We start from the raw sequence: 19,944 nt of genomic DNA, 5'->3' as shown, positions 1-19,944 counted from the left end.
ACAAGAGAACAGGTAAAATGTCCATCGGAAGGGATCCAATGGACAAAACGGCCCAAGGGAACAGGCGAAATGTCTATCGCAAAGGGCCCGATGGACAAAACTACATAGAGAACCAGGAAAAATATCTTTCACAGAGATTCCTAGGATTACTCATAATAAGTCCAATTACGTACCCCTACCGTCTTAAAATTTCTCTCTAGAATTCTGCTTATTCTTTTCTTAGACTTAACCACCATACACCATTCGTGCACAACCTTGGTCGTTATTTTCAGATTAGGAAAAAGGATTTTAATTTCATTCACATTACGTAAAACAGCAGATTCAACTATCTCTTTGCATCCACAATCATTACACACAACATTCTTTCCCAAGACAGTAATCATAAACGAACCACAATCTCTGCAAGTAATCCCCTTCTTCGGTTGCTCATAGTCATATGGAGGTACCTTAATAAATGAGGAGTCCCTTTCATGTAACGAAACTAGTTTTTCAGCTAGCTGCTTATTCTGGCTGGTTAATTTCGACGGAGTTGCATTTAATTCTTCCAGTAAGGTGTCTAACTGCGTTGGATAAATGATAGGTTCGTTAAGAGGAGCTTGGTATAAGGTAAACCGGGGGTTAATAAAAACAACCTTTCCCTCAATAGATACATTATATCCGTGCTTTTGGAGTAATTGGCGGAATAAGGATGTGCTGCGCTTCAACTGATAGAGCGGATTCTTAATTTCCTTTTCAGCGAGCGTTTCAAAGACGCCGTTGCGAAAACAATAATCGCCTTCGGAATTTTTTACATCAAAAAGTCTAAGTGTCTTTTGAAAAATGATCGTGGTATCTAGTTGGAATGTTGTGTCATTAATCTTCAGCACCAAATCATTTAAAATATAACACTCACTCTGAATCTTCTCTGTTAACAAATCAAACTGAACTTCACCCGCATAGCCTTTTTCTTGGTATAAATAATACCGTTTCTCCTCGCGTGATAGATTCATTCGGTTGTGTAAAATTCGTAGTTTGATTAAATCAACTGGTACTGTTCGGGCTTTAAAAGGCATCTCCCACATCCTCTCTCATTTTCAAAACTCCATATTCATCATACAAAAATTAACAGTCGAAATGCGTGAATACTTTGTTAACTTTTCCTCAGAACTAATGCAATCGTTTTCAATTACCGAAAATATTAAACCTCCTTTTCCAAAGATATTAAACTCTTCCCCATTTCAAATTTGTTAAAGTTAGAACCAGATAAACCAATATGGATAGGAGGTTGAAAGCTTGCAAGAATTAGTAAATACCCAAAAGGAAACCGCTTTAAAAATCACATCCGAAAAGAAAGCAGTATCGAAATTGAAAAGCAATATCAACTATATCATCAAAAACTACCATCTTTATTTGCTTATTGCACCAGCTGTTATTCTAACTATCATTTTTAAATACATCCCTATGTATGGAGCCGTCATTGCCTTTAAAGATTTTAGTACGATTAAAGGGATATTAGGAAGCGATTGGGTGGGAGTAGAAAATTTCACCAAATTCTTATCTTCAGCAAATTTTGCAGACATTTTTATGAATACGCTTAAACTTAGCTTTTTTGGACTAATCATAGGATTTCCAGTACCAATCATCCTTGCGTTAATGCTTAATCAACTACGCAGGGCGGCTGTTAAAAAGAATATTCAACTTGTGCTCTATGCACCAAACTTTATTTCGGTAGTAGTAATCGTGGGTATGGTGTTCATTTTCCTATCACCAACAGGTCCCATCAATCAACTTGTTAGTTTCATAACTGGAAAACCACTAATGTTCATGTCAAATCCAGATTATTTCCGGTCAATCTATATCATCTCTGGCATTTGGCAGGCTGCAGGCTGGTCATCGATTATCTACGTTGCCGCTTTAGCCAATGTGGACCCTGAATTGCACAACGCAGCAACCATTGATGGTGCAAATATTCTGCAAAGAATGATTCATATCGATCTACCGACACTGAAGCCATTAATGGCCGTGACTTTTATATTGGCAGCGGGAGGGATTATGTCGATTGGCTTTGAAAAGGCATATTTAATGCAAACCTCAATGAATTTACCTTCATCAGAAATCCTTCCTACTTATGTATATAAGGTAGGGTTGCAGTCAGGTGATTATGCTTATTCAACAGCGGTTGGCCTATTTAATTCAGTCATAAACGTCATTCTATTATTTGTTGTAAATAAAATCGTGAAGAAATTAAACGAAGGAGAAGGTTTATATTAACTGAAAAGGAGTCTTGATATGAATATTAAGCACACCCGCATAGACCGAATCATATTAGGCTTTAATAACATCTTTCTATGCATCGCTGTATTAGTCGTGTTAGTGCCCTTGGTTTATGTCGTCCTAGCCTCATTCATGGATCCAACTGTTCTATTAAATAAAGGGATTTCATTCAATTTTTCAGAATGGAGTTTTAAAGGGTATCAGCTGATTTTATCCAATGATGCAATGGTGCGAGGCTTTATCAATTCTATTCTTTACTCGGTAGGATTTGCGATTGTCACTGTTGTGGTTTGTATTTTCGCAGCTTACCCGTTATCGGTAAATGGTTTTGTCGGGAAAAACTTCTTCATGACACTATTTATGATTACCATGTTCTTCGGTGGCGGGCTTATCCCCACTTACCTGGTTGTAAAAGACCTAGGAATGTTAAACACACCATGGGCGATCTTATTACCAGGCGCGGTGAATGTTTGGAATATTATCCTGGCAAGGACGTATTTCAAAGGTATTCCATATGAATTGCATGAAGCAGCAAAGGTTGATGGAGCAACCGATCTATTAATTTTCTTTAAAATCGTTTTGCCGCTTTCAAAACCAATCATCTTCGTTTTGGCAATGTATGCATTTGTTGGACAATGGAACTCATATTTTGATGCAATGATATATCTCGAAGATCCAAATTTACACCCATTACAATTAGTTTTGAGATCGATATTAATCCAAAATCAAGCGGGTCCAGGAATGATTAGTGATCAGCAGGCAATGGCTGAACTTAAAAAGCTCTCAGAAATGATTAAATACTCATCGATTGTCATTTCTAGTCTGCCGTTAATGGTCATGTATCCATTCTTCCAAAAATATTTTGAAAAAGGTGTAATGGTGGGCTCATTGAAATAATGAGCCAATTTAATAGATTTACTTGTAAATGCTTACACACAACTTTTAGGAGGATAAGTATATGAAAAATGTAAAAAAAGTTATGGCTGCCTCACTTGCTACGATCTTACTAGTTTCAGGTTGCAGTAACAACAGCAAAAGTGAAACAGCATCATCCAAAGAGTACAAACTAAAGGATATTTCATTTCCTTTAAAGGAAAAAGTGACATTGAATTTTATGACGCAAAGCTCGCCATTAGCGCCGGCTGACCCTAATAAAAAATTGATTTATAAGCGTTTAGAAGAGCAATCTGGCGTTCATATTAAGTGGAAAAACTACACCTCAGATGCATTTATTGAAAAAAGGAACCTGGCAATGGCGAGCGGTGATTTACCGGATGCGATCTTAGATGCAGGTTTTAATGACCATGATCTATTAAAACTAGCAAAAGATGGGGCGATTATTCCAGTAGAAGATTTAATTGAGAAGTACATGCCTAACTTACAAAAGGTCCTCGACGCTGCACCTGAGTATAAGGCGATGATGACGGCTCCGGATGGACATATTTATTCCTTTCCATGGATTGAGGAGTTAGGCTCAGGAAAAGAAAGTATTCACTCCGTCGACGATTTCCCATGGATTAATGTCGAATGGTTAAATAAATTAGGGTTAAAAATGCCGACAACAACTGAAGAATTAAAGCAAGTATTGATTGCTTTTAAAACAAAAGATCCAAATGGTAATGGAAAAGCAGATGAAATCCCAATGTCGTTTATTGGTAAGCAAGCAGGCGGGGAAGACTTAGCGTTCCTATTTGGTTCATTTGGCCTTGGGGAAAACTGGGATCATACGGTTGTAAGCAATGATGGGAAAGTCACGTTTACTGCCTCAGACAAAGGCTATAAAGAAGGGATTAAATTCCTCAATGAGTTATATAAAGAAGGCCTCGTTGATGTGGAAGCGTTTGAACAAGATTGGAATACGTATCTAGCAAAGGGTAAAGATAATCGTTATGGTTTATATTTCACTTGGGATAAAGCTAATATTACCGGAATGAATGACAAGTATGACTTAATGAAGCCACTGGCTGGTCCTGATGGTCATGTGAATGTAGCTAGAACCAATGGAATGGGCTTTGATCGAGGTCGAATGGTTATTACAAGTGCTGATAAAAATATTGAATTAACGGCAAAATGGATTGATCAATTATATGAACCAAAACAATCAGTACAAAACAACTGGGGAACATATGGTGATAAAACACAGCAAAACATCTTTGAATTGGATGAAGCGGCAGGAATGCTAAAACATTTACCATTAGAAGGTGCTGCACCAGTAGAATTAAGGCAAAAAACAAATGTCGGCGGTCCGTTAGCGATTTTAGATGAGTATTACGGAAAAGTTACCACCAAACCAGATGACGCGGCCTGGAGATTAGGACTAATGAAGGATGTTATGGTTCCATATATGACTGCCGAAAATATTTATCCAAGAGTATTTTTCTCTCTTGAAGATAGTGATAAGCTTACTACCATTGAAACAGATATGTTTGCATTTGTGATGAGAAAACGTGCGGAATGGATTCAAAATGGCAAAGTGGAAAAAGAATGGGATGGATATGTGAAAGAATTAGACCGCTTAGGGTTACAAGATTGGATAAAAATCAAACAAGCAGGATACGATAGAGCGACAAAATAATAGATTAAAGATTGGGCTGAGGCTGTACAGTGCAAGCATTCGTACAGCCTTATTCCAATGTAGAATAACAAGGGAGTGAAACCATATGACACAACGATATCAAGAAAAGCATCGGCCGCAATTTCATTTTTCCCCTGAAGAAAAATGGATGAATGACCCGAACGGAATGGTCTTTTTTAATGATGAATATCACCTTTTTTACCAGTACCATCCCTTTGGTACAACTTGGGGACCCATGCACTGGGGCCATGCCGTTAGTAAGGATTTAATTCAGTGGGAACAGCTGCCCATCGCACTTTATCCAGATGAGCATGGAGCCATTTTCTCGGGTAGTGCAGTGGTTGATTGGAATAACACATCAGGATTTTTCCCGGATGAACCAGGGTTAGTCGCCATTTATACAAGTGCCGATAACTATCCAAACTCCGAACGGCCGCGTCAGCGTCAAAGTCTCGCATATAGTAACGACAATGGTAGAACATGGGCGAAATACGAAGGAAATCCAGTCCTGTCTGATGTCAACATAACCGATTATCGTGATCCAAAAGTATTTTGGCATGAAGAAACGAATAAATGGGTGATGGTTTTAGCGACGGGTCAAACGGTAACCATCTATACATCTACTAACCTAAAAGAATGGGAGTTTGCTAGTGAATTTGGCCATCAGGCTGGTTCACATGACGGCGTGTGGGAATGTCCAGACCTGTTTCGTTTGCCAGTAGATGGTGACGAAAACAAGCAAAAGTGGGTCATGTTTGTCAGCATCGGTGATAACCCTGAATTTAAAGAAGGGTCAAGAACACAGTATTTTATTGGTGTTTTTGATGGGACCACATTCGTAAATGATAATCACGATGAAACGGTCCTTTGGTTAGATTATGGGCGGGATAATTATGCTGGTGTCAGCTGGTCAGATATCCCTTCACACGATGGCAGAAGAATTTATATTGGCTGGATGAGTAACTGGCGCTATGCAAACCAAGTACCAACGGAAAAATGGCGCAGTGTGATGACTTTACCTCGTACCTTATCGTTAACAGCGAGTGACGATGGGGTGCGCTTAGTTCAAAAAGTGGTTTCAGAAATTGATTCGATTCGAAAAGATTCTAAAGTTTATCAAAATCTAACGATTGATTCAAGCAAACCTATTTCTATTAATTTGATGAGTTCATTATTGGAAGTGAATATAGAGTTTGAAAAACAAGCATCTAATATATTTGGTCTCGTATTACAAGGTTCTGAAGACGAAAAGACAGTGATTCGTTATGATGTCGACAAGGAACTAGTATCAGTTGACAGAACCAGCGCGGGCGACAATGCTTTTTCAGAATCATTCCCAGCCGTCCAAGAAGCTTCAGTTAAAATGGAGAATAACAGACTCAATCTTCAAATCATGATCGATGCTTCATCCGTAGAGGTGCTGGTCAATGATGGTAAGGTTGCTTTGACGAGCTTAATCTTTCCCAATCAACCATATGAGGATCTTGTTTTATTTTCAGAGGAAGGAAGTACCTGGGTTTCCTCATTGAAATTAACAGAACTAGAATCCATTTGGGGGAAGTAATTTCATTATTCAACAAAGCTCTAATCGAATATATCGGGTTAGAGTTTTGTTTTTGCAAGAAGAATGATTTATAAAAAAAGGCTAGGTTAAAGGCTATTGTTTATTTTGGCACCCTGTTGATTGGAGTGGAAGGCACGAAGACTCCTGCGGGAGGACGGGGCAGGGGAGACCCCGCAGGAGCGCAGCGACGAGGAGGCTCCCCGGACCGCCCGCGGAAAGCGAAGTGCCTGGAGCGGAAATCAACAGGCAAGGTTAACAGAGCTAATAGAAAGGAAGAGTGAGGAAATGAAGACCAATACATCCGTCATTTGTATCGGCGAATTATTAATTGATTTTTTCTGCACAGATGTAGACATCGATTTAGTTAAAGGGCAACATTTTGAAAAACAGGCAGGGGGAGCACCCGCCAATGTGTGTGCAACGATTGTGAAACTAGGGGGCAGTGCCCACTTCAGTGGGAAAGTTGGCAAAGATCCGTTCGGGTATTTTTTAAAAAATACATTAGACGAAGTGAATGTCGATACCTCGATGCTGGTCCTTGATGATGAGCATCCAACCACGCTGGCATTTGTTTCATTAAAGGCAAATGGCGAAAGAGATTTTGTCTTTAATCGCGGGGCCGATGCCTTTTTAACGGAAAATGATTTTGATAAAAATAGAATCAAGGATGCTGGTATTCTTCACTTCGGATCAGCGACTGCTTTATTAACGAATCCCTTTCAATCTACTTATCTAAATGTCATGGAAGCAGCAAAGGAAGAAGGTAAGTTTATCTCATTTGACCCTAACTACCGAATCGATTTATGGAAAGGTAGAATGAATGATTTTGTGGACTTAGCGAAAAAGGGAATCTCTAAAGCTGATTTTGTTAAAGTCAGTGATGAGGAATTAATGATAATTTCTGGGATGAACGATATAAGGGAGGGCATCGCTGCCCTTCACAAAATAGGTGCCTCCGTCATTGCCGTTACTTTAGGAAAAGAAGGAACGATGATTTCTACTGGGAAAAATATGGAGATGGTTCCAAGTATAAAAGTCGATTCTATCGATTCTACCGGTGCGGGTGATGCATTCGTAGGCGCAACACTTTACCAGTTGGCTAGAGCAACAGAACCAAAGAGAGTTTTAAAAGACTTCGAACAACTGAAACAAATCATTTTCTTTAGCAATAAAGTGGGAGCAATGGTTTGTACGAAAGTAGGCGCTATTTCTGCCATACCAACCCATGAGGAAGTAATCGGTTTTAAGGATAAGTTGATAAATAGTTATTAAATTCGTCCGATGTCTATGAAAAATTTATTAATCATTAAAAGGGGGAGAGAATTCTATGAAACTTGGTTTTATCGGGTGTGGTGTTATTGCCATTGCACATGTTGAAGGCTTAGAAGAGTTAAAGAGAAAAGGGCTAAAAACATTTGAATTGACAGCGGTTTGTGATATTGAACAGGAAAGAGCAGAAAATTTTGCTTCAGAGGTGGAAAAACGATTAGGTAAACGTCCTGCAGTATTTACGGATTATCGTTTGTTGTTAGAGAAAGGACAATTAGATGCAGTATCTGTCTTAATTAATCATGATTTGCATCATACAGTAGCGGAAGATTGCTTTGCAGCTGGGGTTCATGTGCAAATGCAAAAGCCGCTTTCGATTTCTCCTTCCTTTGGCCGAAAAATGATCGCTGATGCTAAGAAGTATAATCGAGTATTAACGCTATCTGAACCAAGTGTACTAGGTGCAGAAAATGTTGCGATCGCGAAGGCAGTAAAAGAAGGTCTGATCGGTCGTGTATCTTTCATTATCGATTATGCAACTGTTACATTGCATCGCGGATTTTTCGCCGGTACACCTTGGCGGCATATGAAAGGTCAAGCTGGAGCGGGCTGGATCAATGATCATGGTGTTCATAGAACTCACTCTTTTACTGAAATCAATGGTTCGATTGATGAGGTTTTTGCCTATACGGAAATTTTTGAAAAAGAATTAAGTAATGGGAATGTGACGATCAAACCTACCGGAGAAGATACGGCCGTTACGGTCTTCAAGTTTACAAATGGCGGACTTGGGCATTGGATGTGTGCAACATCGGCACATGGTGAAGGGACCGGTGGTGTGTGGATTTATGGAAGTAAAGGATGCCTTCGCCCTGGGCAGCATGTCACTCTTCAAGATGGGCAAAAAATTCTGATGCCGGAACTGATTGAACGTTTTGCCCCGAATATTGTTAAAAATCCATTTGCCCATTCCTATGTGGAATTATGGGAAGCAATTGCTGAAAAGAAGACACCTATTTCGAGTGCTGAAAGAGGCTTGGAAGCATTAGAGTTGTATTTGCTGCACTTGAATCTGCTGCAATCGGCCAGCCGGTTAAAGTTCAAGACATACTTAATGGGAAAAAACATGCCTATGAAGATACTGTTCTAGAAGAGATGGAATCACTGCATTAGTATAGAACCAATCTTAACACCGGAGCGTTCTATATAAGAATGCGTCCTTTCAAAGTCCAAATTTAGGAATAGACCCATAATTTAAAAGTTTGAAATGTATTTAGAAAAATATAATTGGAAAAAAGGTCTGCCATGATCCCGGCAAACCTTTTCGATTCCAACTTATTTGGTCTCGCTAATCGTTTTTGTAATGACATCGATTACATAATTCTTTGTATTCTTGTTGATGGAACCGCCGTCGCCTTTAAAGATGTTGGACTTGGTTGTATCATTTGGTTCAATGTGAACAGGTACTTGTGTCTGCCCTGCTTGAAGGGTAAAGGATTGAGTGAAATTCATATCATTTCCGACTGTCACTTTTTCCCCATTGATAGTGAGGTCAGCTCCCTTAATTGCATTCCCCTTTATAGTGATAGTTGATCCATTGACATCGATTTGGCTGACTGCCAGCGGCATATCAATCCAGCGCAGAATGGTATCCTGTACAACCATTTTGTTGTTCCCTTGGTTGGTGACCACAATTTTCATATCGGTTCCTGCGGCACCATAGCCGTAGTTACTGATATCGTCATCCGAATGATCGGATGGCGTATGATCTGCTAACCCTTCATGATCCCAAGTATTATCCCTCGTATATTTATACGTAAGCTCAGTTCCTTCTTCAAGCTCCACTGTGTATTCCCAATCAGGCGTCACAGCGCCATTACGGCTCATAGTCCAGGCAGTAGTATTCCAACCATTCAAGCTGCCTGGTATATTGACCTGCGCTGCTAAAGCTGTATAATCCGGTGCATGAACCTTAAAGGTTACTTGTACCATAACAATTTCAGGGGTTACACTTACCTTGTTAGATTCTACATGGTTTCCAGCCTGGTCATAGACACGCACTTGATATTGGTAGGCAGTTCCATTTGCCACCTGATAATCACGGAAGGTGGCGGCGCTGCCGTCCAATGTTGAAAGAATTTGGCCGTCACGGTAAATGACCGTTTTAAATGGCTGATCCGGCTGCGTGAGTTTCCAGTTCAAGTTGACCTGACCGGATTCCTTGATCGGAGTGTCCAAAGTAACATCATTAGCAGGCGGGGTAGTATCAGACGTGCTGTGTGAAAAGGTCACTTCACCAGTAATTGAGTAAACCCATGTATTCCCTAAATCCGGCGTAAATGCCATTCGGTATTCATATTTGCCCGCCTCATACGCTGTAAAGCCTCCCTGAAACTCATTAGCCTGGTCTCCCTGAGCCTGGCCATTATAGAAGGCTGGGTAAGATGTCCAAGCGGTTTGGCCTTTCATTCTTACTTGGAGATCGGCCGTGATTCCTTCTGCTGCACCAGTTTCTGTCGCGCCTGTCAGGTAAAAAGCTGCTTTAACATTGGAGGTCTGTGCCAGATTCAGTTCCCCGTTGTCTAAAGTAGTCAGGTCCTTAATACTAGCCTTTGCAGCATTGTAATGAGGCACAAGGCCGGATGAGGCAGCAGGTACAGATTCATTACCACTTTCATTCAAGGCCGTCACAGCAAAATAGTAGGTACGACCATTATTTAAATCGGAAATGTTCACAGATGTACCTGTAGTTTCCTTCACTTTTGTCCATAATCCACCTGAAACTGTAGATTGATAGACATTGTATTTTGTACCTGTTCCTGTCCAGCTTAAAGTAACCTCCTTAGAACCAGCTGTGCCGGTAACATCTTTAACAGGCTGTGGTTGTTTAACATCATTAACCGTTATTAACATTCTTCCGGACTCTGCTGGAACTGTTAATGACAGCTTGCCATCCTTAGTTGTAGTCAGATATTTAGGGTCCAATTGGTCCACAAAACGAAGACCATTCGCGAGCAGCACTTTTGTATCGATATCAACCGTTTGTGTGGTTTTCCCTCTGTTAATAATGACAAGGCCAGATTTTGTTTCTTTTGTCCGGACATATGCTAACACATCACCCTTTGCGTATAAATGGTGCAGATCGCCATGAGCGAATAGGTCAGCATTTTCCTTGCGGATTTGACCAATCTTTTGATAGTGTGCAATGAGGTCTTTGTTTTCGTTCCCCCACGGATATGTGCGTCGGTCATCTGGGTCTTTGGATCCTGTTTGACCCGCTTCATCTCCGTAATAAATGGTTGGTGCTCCAGGGTAACCCATTTGCAGGATAGAAGCCAGCTTCAATCGCTTCACACCTTCATCGTATTTGTAGTTCGGATCTTGTTCCGCTCTGAAATACGTATCCGTTCCATTGCCTAACAGGAAGATTGCCCGAGCTGTATCATGGGATCCCATCAGGTTCATCAGGGCATAAAAAGCTTCCTTTGGATAGTCCTCCTGTATAGCGAGAAGTGTGTTTTGTGCATTAGCGGCATTACCGTTCTTTAAGTAATCCAAAATGGCTCCTCGGAAACGATAGTTCATGACTGAGTCATATTGATCCCCTAAGAAGTACTTGGATGCATCATCCCAAATTTCCCCTAGAATAAGTGGCTCTTCTTCTTTTTGAAGTGTTTTTCCGGCTCCTATCATAGTCTTGGACTTCATTTGCTTGCGGAATTCCTGCCAGAAGGAACTGTCCACTTCATTAGCTACATCCAGGCGCCAGCCAGATGAACCTCGATTAATCCAAGTTTTTCCTACTGAGTCTTTGTCATAAAAAATATAATTTGCCAATGCTGTGTTGTTAAGTTCACTTGGATGGTCAACCTTTGTGCCGTTAACGGATTCGAATACAGGAAGACTGTCGTATCCCCACCAGCCTTCATACTTATAATGCTCACCCGTCGAAACACCGTTGACTTTTTCATTTGGAACTTTAACATTTTCAATATGGAACCAGTTTTCAAAGCCGTATGGGCTAAAGGTTTGTCCTTCAGCCAGGAGTTGCTGTTTGGCCTTATCCTTAGCAGCAGTTTCAGACAATTTTTCGTCATTCATTAAATCGTAAATGCGAGACCAGTATTCATAGGCACCCACTGTTTTATATTTGTGGTAGCGGTCAAAATAGATGGAATCATCAGCCACATGATTAAATACCCCGTCCAAAATCAGGTGCATGTTCCGTTTAGACAATTCCTTGGCGAAATCCTCGAATTCTTTTTCCGAGCCAAACATCGGATCCACCTGTTTATAGTCTGTTGCATCATATTTATGGTTGGACGGTGCAAGTGCAATAGGGTTTAAATATAGGGTATTGACGCCAAGTGATTGAAGGTAATCAAGCTTCGCCTTAATACCAGCAATGTCGCCGCCAAAGAAGTCGTTTGTAAATTCTCCGTCCCCTGTGTAGGAGCCAGTGCCTTGTTCATATGGATTATCAGGCAAGGATGACCAGGAGTCGGGATGTTCTATTGGCTGGCTGCCTCGGGCTCCAATCTGATCCTTTACATGGTCATTTGCTTTGTTACCGTTATAAAAACGATCAGGATAGATTTGATAAACAACAGCTTCCTTCATCCAATCCGGTGTTTGATAGCCCGGGTCGAAAACGGTCAATTGGAAGAGTCCTGCATTTTTATCCTCCGCTTTACCGGTATGCCCTTCCTGTGTGTCTTCTCCGTATTCCACTGTTGTATCCTGATCACCGGCAATGAATTTATAGCCGTGAACTCCTTTGTCAGACGGAGTAAAGGTGGCTTCCCAGAACTCAATGGCACCTTTGTCCTTTGTGTCTGTCCAGCCTGCATTTTTCATTGAAAGCACCTTTGTTGTGCCTGTATTATAGTTTTTCACATACAGGCTGGCTCTGGTTAGGTCACCCTTTTTAGCCGATACCCGTAATGTGACGGGTTTCCCTGCAGGAATTGCCCCAAACGGCGTCCGGTATACTTGGTCCCATGAATCATGATAAAGACCATTCTTATCTATCATGCCATCAGATCCAATAGGTTTATAATCTGAATAAACTTCTTTTGTTTGGTTGTTATAGAAAAATGTGATTGTCGTATCAGAGAGTACATTCAGCTTCTCATTTGAAGCAGGGTAGGATTCCGTCCAGTCTTTGCCCAATACAATCTTGTATTCGTAGCTGCCTCTAGGTACCTTTGCAGTAAAGGAATAGATGTTGTCAAAATGGGTGTCCTCCATTAACGCTGTTGAGTCTGCCGGACTCCAGGCAGACCCTGCCTTAATGGCAGGTTGAATGCTTCCAACTAAACGAGGCATCTTGTCTTCTGCCAAAAGTGTATAATGGGTACTATCAGCAATGGCATGGGTATTGTCATTGTAGTAGAAGGTGACTTCTTTTTGTTCGGTCAGAGTTAGTTTAATGTTGTTTCCGCCAGGCGCGCCGCCGTCTCCGTAATTTTCATTCCAGCTTCCTCCAATGGCGATTTTGTACTCATATGCTCCTGCCGGCAGTGTGCCGGTAAAGCTATACAAACCATTTCCTTGGTAAGCCATTTGCGTTTTGGAAGAGGATGGATCCCAATCTCCTGAATTTCCTAAAACTTCCTGCAGACTGCCAACAAGTACAACCTGCTTTGGTGTTGTTTCTGCCGCTTTGGCTGTTTGACTTGTCACAAGTCCAGAAAATAATTGAATAATTAGTCCAACTACTGTAACAAGTGACAGAAGTGATTTCTGCTTTCTCTTCATGAAAAATCTCCTTTCCCTTACTCTATTAATCTAGGAAACCGCTTGCATGAAATTGCACAAAAAATCGTATGTAAGATGCTTAGGAGGCTGTCATATTGTGCAAACGTTTGCGCAATCGTTTTCAAAATTAATTATATCTATTTCTCAGCGCAATTCAATAGAAAATCGGAAATAAAATCTAAATTTTCTGATATATCGTCATTGAAATCGAGAGGTCTTTTATTTTTTAGCTGTATAACTGATTATAAAGCCTTTATAATAAAGAGTGGATTGTGCAACCGTTTTCGTAAATGTTGGAGTATGCAAAAATAATCGTTTCTATTATTTTAAAATTAGTAGTAAGAATCAATGAACTTCGAATGAGAGGGGAGAAGAAAATGGCTGTTACCATTAAGGATGTGGCAAAGCTTGCAGATGTCGCCCCATCAACTGTTTCAAGAGTAATTGCCAATAATTCGCGAATCAGTGAAGCGACGAAACGAAAAGTTAAAAAAGCAATGGAGCAGCTAGGGTATCATCCTAACCAAAATGCCAGAAGCCTTGCCATTCAATCTACCCAAACAATCGGGCTTGTAATGCCAAGCTCTGGTGATGTGGTGTTTCAGAATCCTTTTTTTTCAATGGTGTTACAGGGAATCAGTGAAAGTGCCCATAATAAAAAATATGCCATGCATATGACGACTGGAAAATCAGACGAGGAAATATTTGAAGCAGTCATCCACATGGTTCAGGGAAAACGAGTAGATGGGATGATTCTTCTTAATTCCAAGGTGGAGGATAAAGCCATTTCGTATTTAAGAGAAAGGGATTTTCCTTTTGTTGTTATTGGAAAACCTTCTAAAGATGCAGAAGAAATTACACATGTTGATAATGATAATGTTCGTGCAATGAGAGAGGCTACTGATTACTTAATTGACCATGGACATCGGAAAATCGCTTTTATTGGCGGAAGTCTGGAGCTAATGGTTACAGTTGACCGTTTGAATGGGTATAAGCAGGCTTTAAAAAAGGCAAACATTCCCATAAAAAATGAATATATCCTTCATGAAGAATTCCTTCGGGAAGGCGGTCAAGAAGCGGTGAGTGAATTAATGGCGCTTGAACAACGCCCCACTTCGCTTGCAGTGGTTGACGACTTAATGGCACTAGGTGTACTGAGCACATTAGATGAGCTGGGAATCAGGGTTCCGGAAGAAATCTCTGTCGTTAGCTTTAATAATGTCCTTTTATCAGAAATGTCAAAACCACCCTTAACTTCCATTGATATTAATATTTTTGAACTAGGATATCAAGCATCCAGGAGTTTAATTCAAAAAATCGAAAATAGAACAGAACCGACCAAGCGCATTATCATTCCACATAAATTAGTTGAACGTCAATCATGCAGTCACCAAATTCCTATAACAATAGATGAACAAAATGCAGATGGTAACGAGAATCTATAAAAGATTCCCGCTATACCGTCTGCTTTTTATAACTGATTCAATTACTATTTACTGTTCTTGAATTCTAGTATTCCAGACGCCTATACGCCCCAGGGGCCATGCCATATTTCTTATGAAATACCCTGTGAAAATAAGGATAGCTGCCGAAGCCGCAATCTTCGGCAATTTGTTCAAGTGTCATGGATGTGTATTTCATTCGCTCGACTGCAGCGGATAAACGGATTTCTAAGGCATATTCGATCATCGTTTTCCCGACACTGCTTTTAAAAAGATGAACGGAACGCGAAACGCTAAGACCAGCATGGCGTGCCACATCCTCCACTTTAAATGCTGTTAGGGCATGCTCTTCAATGTACCTCATCATCCGTGTGACGGTATACGGGTGATTGAAGGTAGGAACCGTTTCGTTGACACCTCGTTCCAGGTATAAACAGAGTGCTCGCAGCAAATAACCGGTGAGTTCTTCGTTTTGGCTTGAGGATGGACGGCGTTTTTCGTTTATGATTTGACGCCATAAGGAGAGCAGTTTTTCATCAAGATCGATTCGGGAGACAGGCGGCTTAGCGGAACGGCTCCACCACTCGTCCACCCAAGCTCCTTCACAGACTATGTGATAGTCCCCGCTGTTTTGTCCCGCTTTAACCAGCAGTTCATAGTGATCCCCTGGTTTAATGAGGAGAAGGTCTCCTTTCTCGAGTTCCATTTTTCTTCCCTTCACCACTACTTCACAGACACCTTCTGATTGCAGGCGAAAAAGATACGAAGGGTACCCGGATTTATGTTGGGCATGATATCCATTTGTGTGAAAGGAATAGCCGCAGAATAAAATATTTGTCATCATATGCCCACCTTCAGAAAAATAAAATAGCAAAATAGTCGATGTTTCAATTATATCATCTATGTTTATTTGTAGAGACAAAGTTTAAGATGGAATCAAATAAGTAATGAGTAATCTATTCTAGAAGGAGAAAGAAAATGACAAATAAAACCTATAATTTAGTTATTGTTGGCTATGGCGGTATGGGCAGCTATCACGCGAAATTACTCAAAGAAAATCAAGCGATAAACGTGTTTGGAACTTTTGATATTTTGGAGGAAAGAAGTGCTGCATCCGTGGCGGATGGGTATAAAGCGTACGAAAGTTACGCTGCAGTTTTAGCTGATAAGGAAGTGAACCTCGTTCTGATTGCAACGCCAAACGATGTCCATAAAGAATTAGCTATTGCAGCTTTAAATGCAAACAAACATGTCATTTGTGAAAAGCCAGTCACGATTTATAGTAAAGATTTAGAAGAAATTATCGAAGTTGCCGAAGCGACTAAGAGCAAATTTGTGGTCCATCAAAATCGCCGGTGGGATAAAGATTTCTTAACGATCAAAAAAATCTATGATGAAAATATCATCGGTGACATCTTTCATGTAGAATCACGTGTCCAAGGAGCAAATGGAATTCCGGGAGATTGGCGCCATCTGAAAGCACCCGGCGGGGGAATGCTGTTAGACTGGGGTGTTCATTTACTGGATCAGCTGCTCTTTATGGTAGATAGTAAGATTGCAAGTGTGTACGCCAATTTAAGTTTTGTTCTAGGGGATGAAGTGGATGATGGCTTTCAAACAATCATCACCTTTGAAAATGGCACTACAGCTTTAATTGAAGTCGGGACAACTAATTTTATCCAATTGCCAAGATGGTATGTTAAAGGGACTGCCGGAACATCAGTAATAGAGGATTGGAGCATAGAAGGGAAGATAGTGACCCAAAACTTCGGTATAGCTATTGAGGCCCCGAAACCAATTCAGGCAGGGCAAGGCTTAACGAAAACTATGGCTCCGCCGTCAGAATCGGCTGTCAGTACCTCCGATTTACCAGAAGTGGAATCAACGATGGAAAGCTTTTACGATAATGTTATTTCCGTCATTGAAGGAAAAGCGGAACCTATTGTTAAAAATACAGAAGTGCTGCGTGTCTCGAAATTAATTGAAATCATATTCAAAGCAGCAGAAACCAATGAAGTCATAAAGGATTTTGATTTTTACAAAGCTGATCTTATGTAGAGACTTATGGTATGGTTTCATTTACCACTAAGGGGGGAAAAACGCCGACCCTAGATGGAGTTCAATATTTTCCACCCTATCTGTCAATGTAAGCCGTTTCATTAATTCTATCTATCTCTAAAATTAACTATAAAGTAACCAATCAAAGGAGTCGTTCACAATGTTGAAAGTAACGGTATGGAATGAAAATCGTCATGAACAAAAAAATCCAGTGGTCAGGGATATTTATCCTACAGGTATCCATGGTACTATCGCCCAATTCCTTCAATCTGCAGGCATCGAAACAGGAACGGCTACTCTTGACGAACCGGAGCATGGCTTAACAGATGAGGTATTAGCAGCCACCGATGTCCTAGTTTGGTGGGGACATTTAGCCCATGGAGAAGTAAAGGATGAGATTGTTCAAAAAGTTCAACAGCGTGTTCTTGATGGAATGGGATTAATCGTCCTTCACTCCGGACATTTTTCAAAAATCTTTAAAACCTTAATGGGTACCAGCTGTGATCTAAAGTGGCGGGAAGCGGATGAAAAAGAACGCCTTTGGGTTGTGAGCCCAAGCCATCCAATAACAGAAGGAATCTCTGAATATATCGAATTAGAAAAAGAAGAAATGTACGGGGAACATTTTGATATTCCCCAGCCAGATGAGCTTATTTTTACAAGCTGGTTTGAAGGCGGGGAAGTATTCCGCAGCGGAATCACCTACAAACGTGGAAATGGAAAGGTATTTTATTTTAGACCGGGACATGAAACTTATCCGACTTATCATAATGAACAGATTCAGCGTGTAATCATCAATGCAGTTAAATGGGCAGCACCTGTCAAACGGGAACGTCCGGTCTATGGAAATGCGAAACCACTAGAACAAATCAAAGGGGGACAAAACTAATGAAAAAGTTAAGAGTTGGAGTAATCGGTTGCGGCAGTATTGCCCAGCATCGCCATATACCTGAATATTTAGCCAATCAAAATGTGGAGCTAGTTGCAGTTTGTGATATCAATGAAGACCGGGTAAAAGAAGTAGCAGAGCAATATGATGTCGCTGTCTACACAAACTATGAAGAATTATTAAGCAGCGGAACGGTCGATGCCGTTAGCGTGTGTACACCTAACTACCTTCATGCCCCAATCTCGATAGCTGCTTTAAATGCAGGGATGCATGTTCTTTGTGAAAAACCAATGGCCACTTCAAAACAGGAAGCAGAAGCCATGATTGCTGCAGCCAAAGAAAGTGGAAAAAAGTTAATGATTGCGCATAATCAGCGCTTTGTACCTTCACATCAAAGAGCACGTCAGTTGATCGCTAGCGGGGAAATCGGCAGAATTTATAGCTTCCGTACAGCATTTGGACACGGTGGTCCCGAAGGCTGGAGTGTAGATGGGAAAGACAGCTGGTTTTTTGAAAAGGATAAAGCATTTGTTGGGGCAATGGGGGATTTAGGAGTCCATAAGACCGACTTATTAAGGTATGTACTAGGTGAAGAAATTGCTGAGGTTGGCTCCTTTGTTGAAACAAGTGCCAAAGATTTCGCTGATGTGGATGATAATGCTGTTTGTGTATTGAAAACAGAAAGCGGGATTATCGGAACACTTGCCGCAAGCTGGGCTTATGTCAGTAAAGAAGATAACTCGACGATCATTTATGGTGAAAAAGCCATTCTTCGTTTAGAAGATGATCCAAACAATTCCCTCGTAGTTCAATATGCCAACGGCGAAGTGGTTAATTATCAGCTTGGAAAAATTCAGTCAAATGATGCGGGTGGACAACGGACCACGCATGTGATCAATCACTTTGTGGATGCTGTTATTCAGAACCAAGAGACGCCTGTCCCTGGTGAGGAAGGTAAGAAATCATTAGAGGTGATCTTGGCAGCACTTCAATCAAATGAAACGAAACAAATTGTTAAGGTTAGTGAGCTACTATAATTTTACATTAAATTTTAGAGGTGGTGGACCGTACAGGGCCGCCATCTCTCTATTAATATCTACAAGGGTCTGTTGTATAAAGAAGAGCAATTATTGAGAGGGGAATTCATTATGAAACTTGGAGTTTTTACCGTATTATTTGCTGAAAAATCATTCGAGGAAATGCTTGATACTGTCAAAGAAGCTGGACTGCATGCAGTTGAAATCGGAACGGGATGCTATCCTGGTAATAGCCATTGTGATTTAGACACGTTATTGGAAAGTGAAGCGGCGCGCCAAGAGTATATTCAAAAAGTAGAAGAGCGCGGACTAACGATCAGTGCCTTCAGTTGCCATGGAAATCCAATTTCTCCTGAAAAAGAATTTGCTAAAAACTCACACGAAACACTCGTCAAAACGATTAAACTTGCTTCATTGCTGGAAGTACCGGTTGTTAACTGCTTTTCTGGTACAGCAGGCGACCATGAAGGAGCTAAATACCCAAACTGGCCGGTTACCCCTTGGCCGAATGAATATGGCGATGTGTTAAAGTGGCAATGGGAAGAAAAACTGATTCCTTATTGGAAGGAAGTTGGCCAATTTGCCAAGGACCACAACGTAAAAATAGGGCTTGAACTCCACGGAGGCTTTTTAGTTCACACCCCATATACACTCTTAAAGCTTCGTGAGGAAACCTGTGATGCCATTGGTGCTAATTTAGACCCAAGCCACTTATGGTGGCAGGGAATTGACCCGGTGGCGGCGATTAAAATTTTGGCAAAGGAAAATGCGATTCATCATTTTCATGCCAAAGACACATACATTGATCAGGAAAATGTGAATATGTATGGATTAACGGATATGCAGCCTTATGGAGAAGTGAAAACGAGGGCATGGTCGTTCCGTTCAGTTGGCTGTGGACATAGCCTCAAAGAATGGTCTGATATGATGAGTGCACTCCGAACCTACGGATATGATTATGTGGTCAGCATTGAACATGAGGATCCCATTATGTCGATTAATGAAGGTTTCAATCGGGCAGTAACCAATTTGAAATCAGTTTTAATTGAGGAATCTGTTTCCCAAATGTGGTGGGTGTAACATCGAAAATCTACCAA

The 19,944-nt window shown here is 40.8% G+C and carries 14 protein-coding genes; 11 read left to right on the top strand and 3 right to left on the bottom strand.

What is annotated here, in order from left to right; translation table 11 throughout:
• Positions 1-146 precede the first annotated feature (146 nt).
• Positions 147-1,052 (bottom strand): nuclease-related domain-containing protein, encoded by a 906-nt coding sequence (locus BR30_RS0130955; protein WP_026568425.1) that lies wholly within the window; start codon positions 1,050-1,052, stop codon positions 147-149.
• 262 nt (positions 1,053-1,314) lie between these two features.
• Here BR30_RS0130955 and BR30_RS0130950 point away from each other — a divergent pair, with 262 nt between their 5' ends.
• The 6 genes from BR30_RS0130950 (at position 1,315) to BR30_RS0130925 (ending at position 8,811) form a co-directional block, all read left to right on the top strand.
• The gene (locus tag BR30_RS0130950) at positions 1,315-2,250 is read left to right on the top strand and encodes an ABC transporter permease (RefSeq protein ID WP_155929012.1); all 936 of its coding nucleotides are present in this window, start codon (positions 1,315-1,317) and stop codon (positions 2,248-2,250) included.
• Between the two features lie 18 nt (positions 2,251-2,268).
• Complete coding sequence (locus BR30_RS0130945; RefSeq protein WP_026568423.1) at positions 2,269-3,150, top strand: carbohydrate ABC transporter permease; 882 nt, start codon at positions 2,269-2,271, stop codon at positions 3,148-3,150.
• A 61-nt stretch (positions 3,151-3,211) separates the two neighbouring features.
• The gene (locus BR30_RS0130940; RefSeq protein ID WP_026568422.1) at positions 3,212-4,828 is read left to right on the top strand and encodes an ABC transporter substrate-binding protein; all 1,617 of its coding nucleotides are present in this window, start codon (positions 3,212-3,214) and stop codon (positions 4,826-4,828) included.
• 85 nt (positions 4,829-4,913) lie between these two features.
• Positions 4,914-6,392, top strand: a complete 1,479-nt coding sequence (locus BR30_RS0130935) for a glycoside hydrolase family 32 protein (protein WP_026568421.1) — start codon at positions 4,914-4,916, stop codon at positions 6,390-6,392.
• A gap of 285 nt (positions 6,393-6,677) precedes the next feature.
• On the top strand, positions 6,678-7,664 hold the full coding sequence (locus BR30_RS0130930) for a carbohydrate kinase family protein (protein WP_026568420.1): 987 nt from the start codon (positions 6,678-6,680) through the stop codon (positions 7,662-7,664).
• Positions 7,665-7,719: 55 nt separating this feature from the next.
• Positions 7,720-8,811 (top strand): Gfo/Idh/MocA family protein, encoded by a 1,092-nt coding sequence (locus BR30_RS0130925; protein ID WP_026568419.1) that lies wholly within the window; start codon positions 7,720-7,722, stop codon positions 8,809-8,811.
• Between the two features lie 185 nt (positions 8,812-8,996).
• Here the strand turns inward: BR30_RS0130925 and BR30_RS34975 are convergent, their stop codons facing one another.
• Positions 8,997-13,421 carry a pullulanase X25 domain-containing protein gene (locus tag BR30_RS34975; protein ID WP_035446466.1) on the bottom strand — a complete coding sequence of 1,475 codons (4,425 nt, stop codon included), beginning with the start codon at positions 13,419-13,421 and terminating at the stop codon, positions 8,997-8,999.
• A gap of 377 nt (positions 13,422-13,798) precedes the next feature.
• Here BR30_RS34975 and BR30_RS0130915 point away from each other — a divergent pair, with 377 nt between their 5' ends.
• Positions 13,799-14,866, top strand: a complete 1,068-nt coding sequence (locus BR30_RS0130915; RefSeq protein ID WP_026568418.1) for a LacI family DNA-binding transcriptional regulator — start codon at positions 13,799-13,801, stop codon at positions 14,864-14,866.
• Between the two features lie 64 nt (positions 14,867-14,930).
• Here the strand turns inward: BR30_RS0130915 and BR30_RS0130910 are convergent, their stop codons facing one another.
• Positions 14,931-15,707, bottom strand: a complete 777-nt coding sequence (locus BR30_RS0130910) for an AraC family transcriptional regulator (RefSeq protein ID WP_026568417.1) — start codon at positions 15,705-15,707, stop codon at positions 14,931-14,933.
• A gap of 134 nt (positions 15,708-15,841) precedes the next feature.
• On the opposite strand from BR30_RS0130910, the gene BR30_RS0130905 reads away from it, so the two are divergent.
• The 4 genes from BR30_RS0130905 to BR30_RS0130890 all read left to right on the top strand — a co-directional run bounded on the left by BR30_RS0130905 (position 15,842) and on the right by BR30_RS0130890 (position 19,927).
• A complete protein-coding gene (locus tag BR30_RS0130905) occupies positions 15,842-16,921 on the top strand; it encodes a Gfo/Idh/MocA family protein (protein WP_026568416.1) in 1,080 nt (359 codons plus the stop codon).
• 160 nt (positions 16,922-17,081) lie between these two features.
• Positions 17,082-17,810, top strand: a complete 729-nt coding sequence (locus tag BR30_RS0130900) for a ThuA domain-containing protein (RefSeq protein ID WP_026568415.1) — start codon at positions 17,082-17,084, stop codon at positions 17,808-17,810.
• Positions 17,810-18,847: a Gfo/Idh/MocA family protein gene (locus tag BR30_RS0130895; protein ID WP_026568414.1), complete on the top strand. Its 1,038-nt coding sequence runs from the start codon at positions 17,810-17,812 to the stop codon at positions 18,845-18,847. Before BR30_RS0130900 ends, BR30_RS0130895 begins: the two co-directional genes overlap by 1 nt.
• A 111-nt stretch (positions 18,848-18,958) precedes the next feature.
• Positions 18,959-19,927, top strand: coding sequence for a sugar phosphate isomerase/epimerase family protein (locus tag BR30_RS0130890; RefSeq protein ID WP_026568413.1), 969 nt, complete (start codon positions 18,959-18,961; stop codon positions 19,925-19,927).
• Positions 19,928-19,944: the final 17 nt, after the last annotated feature.

This window comes from Bacillus sp. UNC41MFS5, assembly GCF_000686805.1.
The sequence above is the reverse complement of the archived record's forward strand: the minus strand, read 5'-3'. Positions and strand labels throughout refer to the sequence as shown.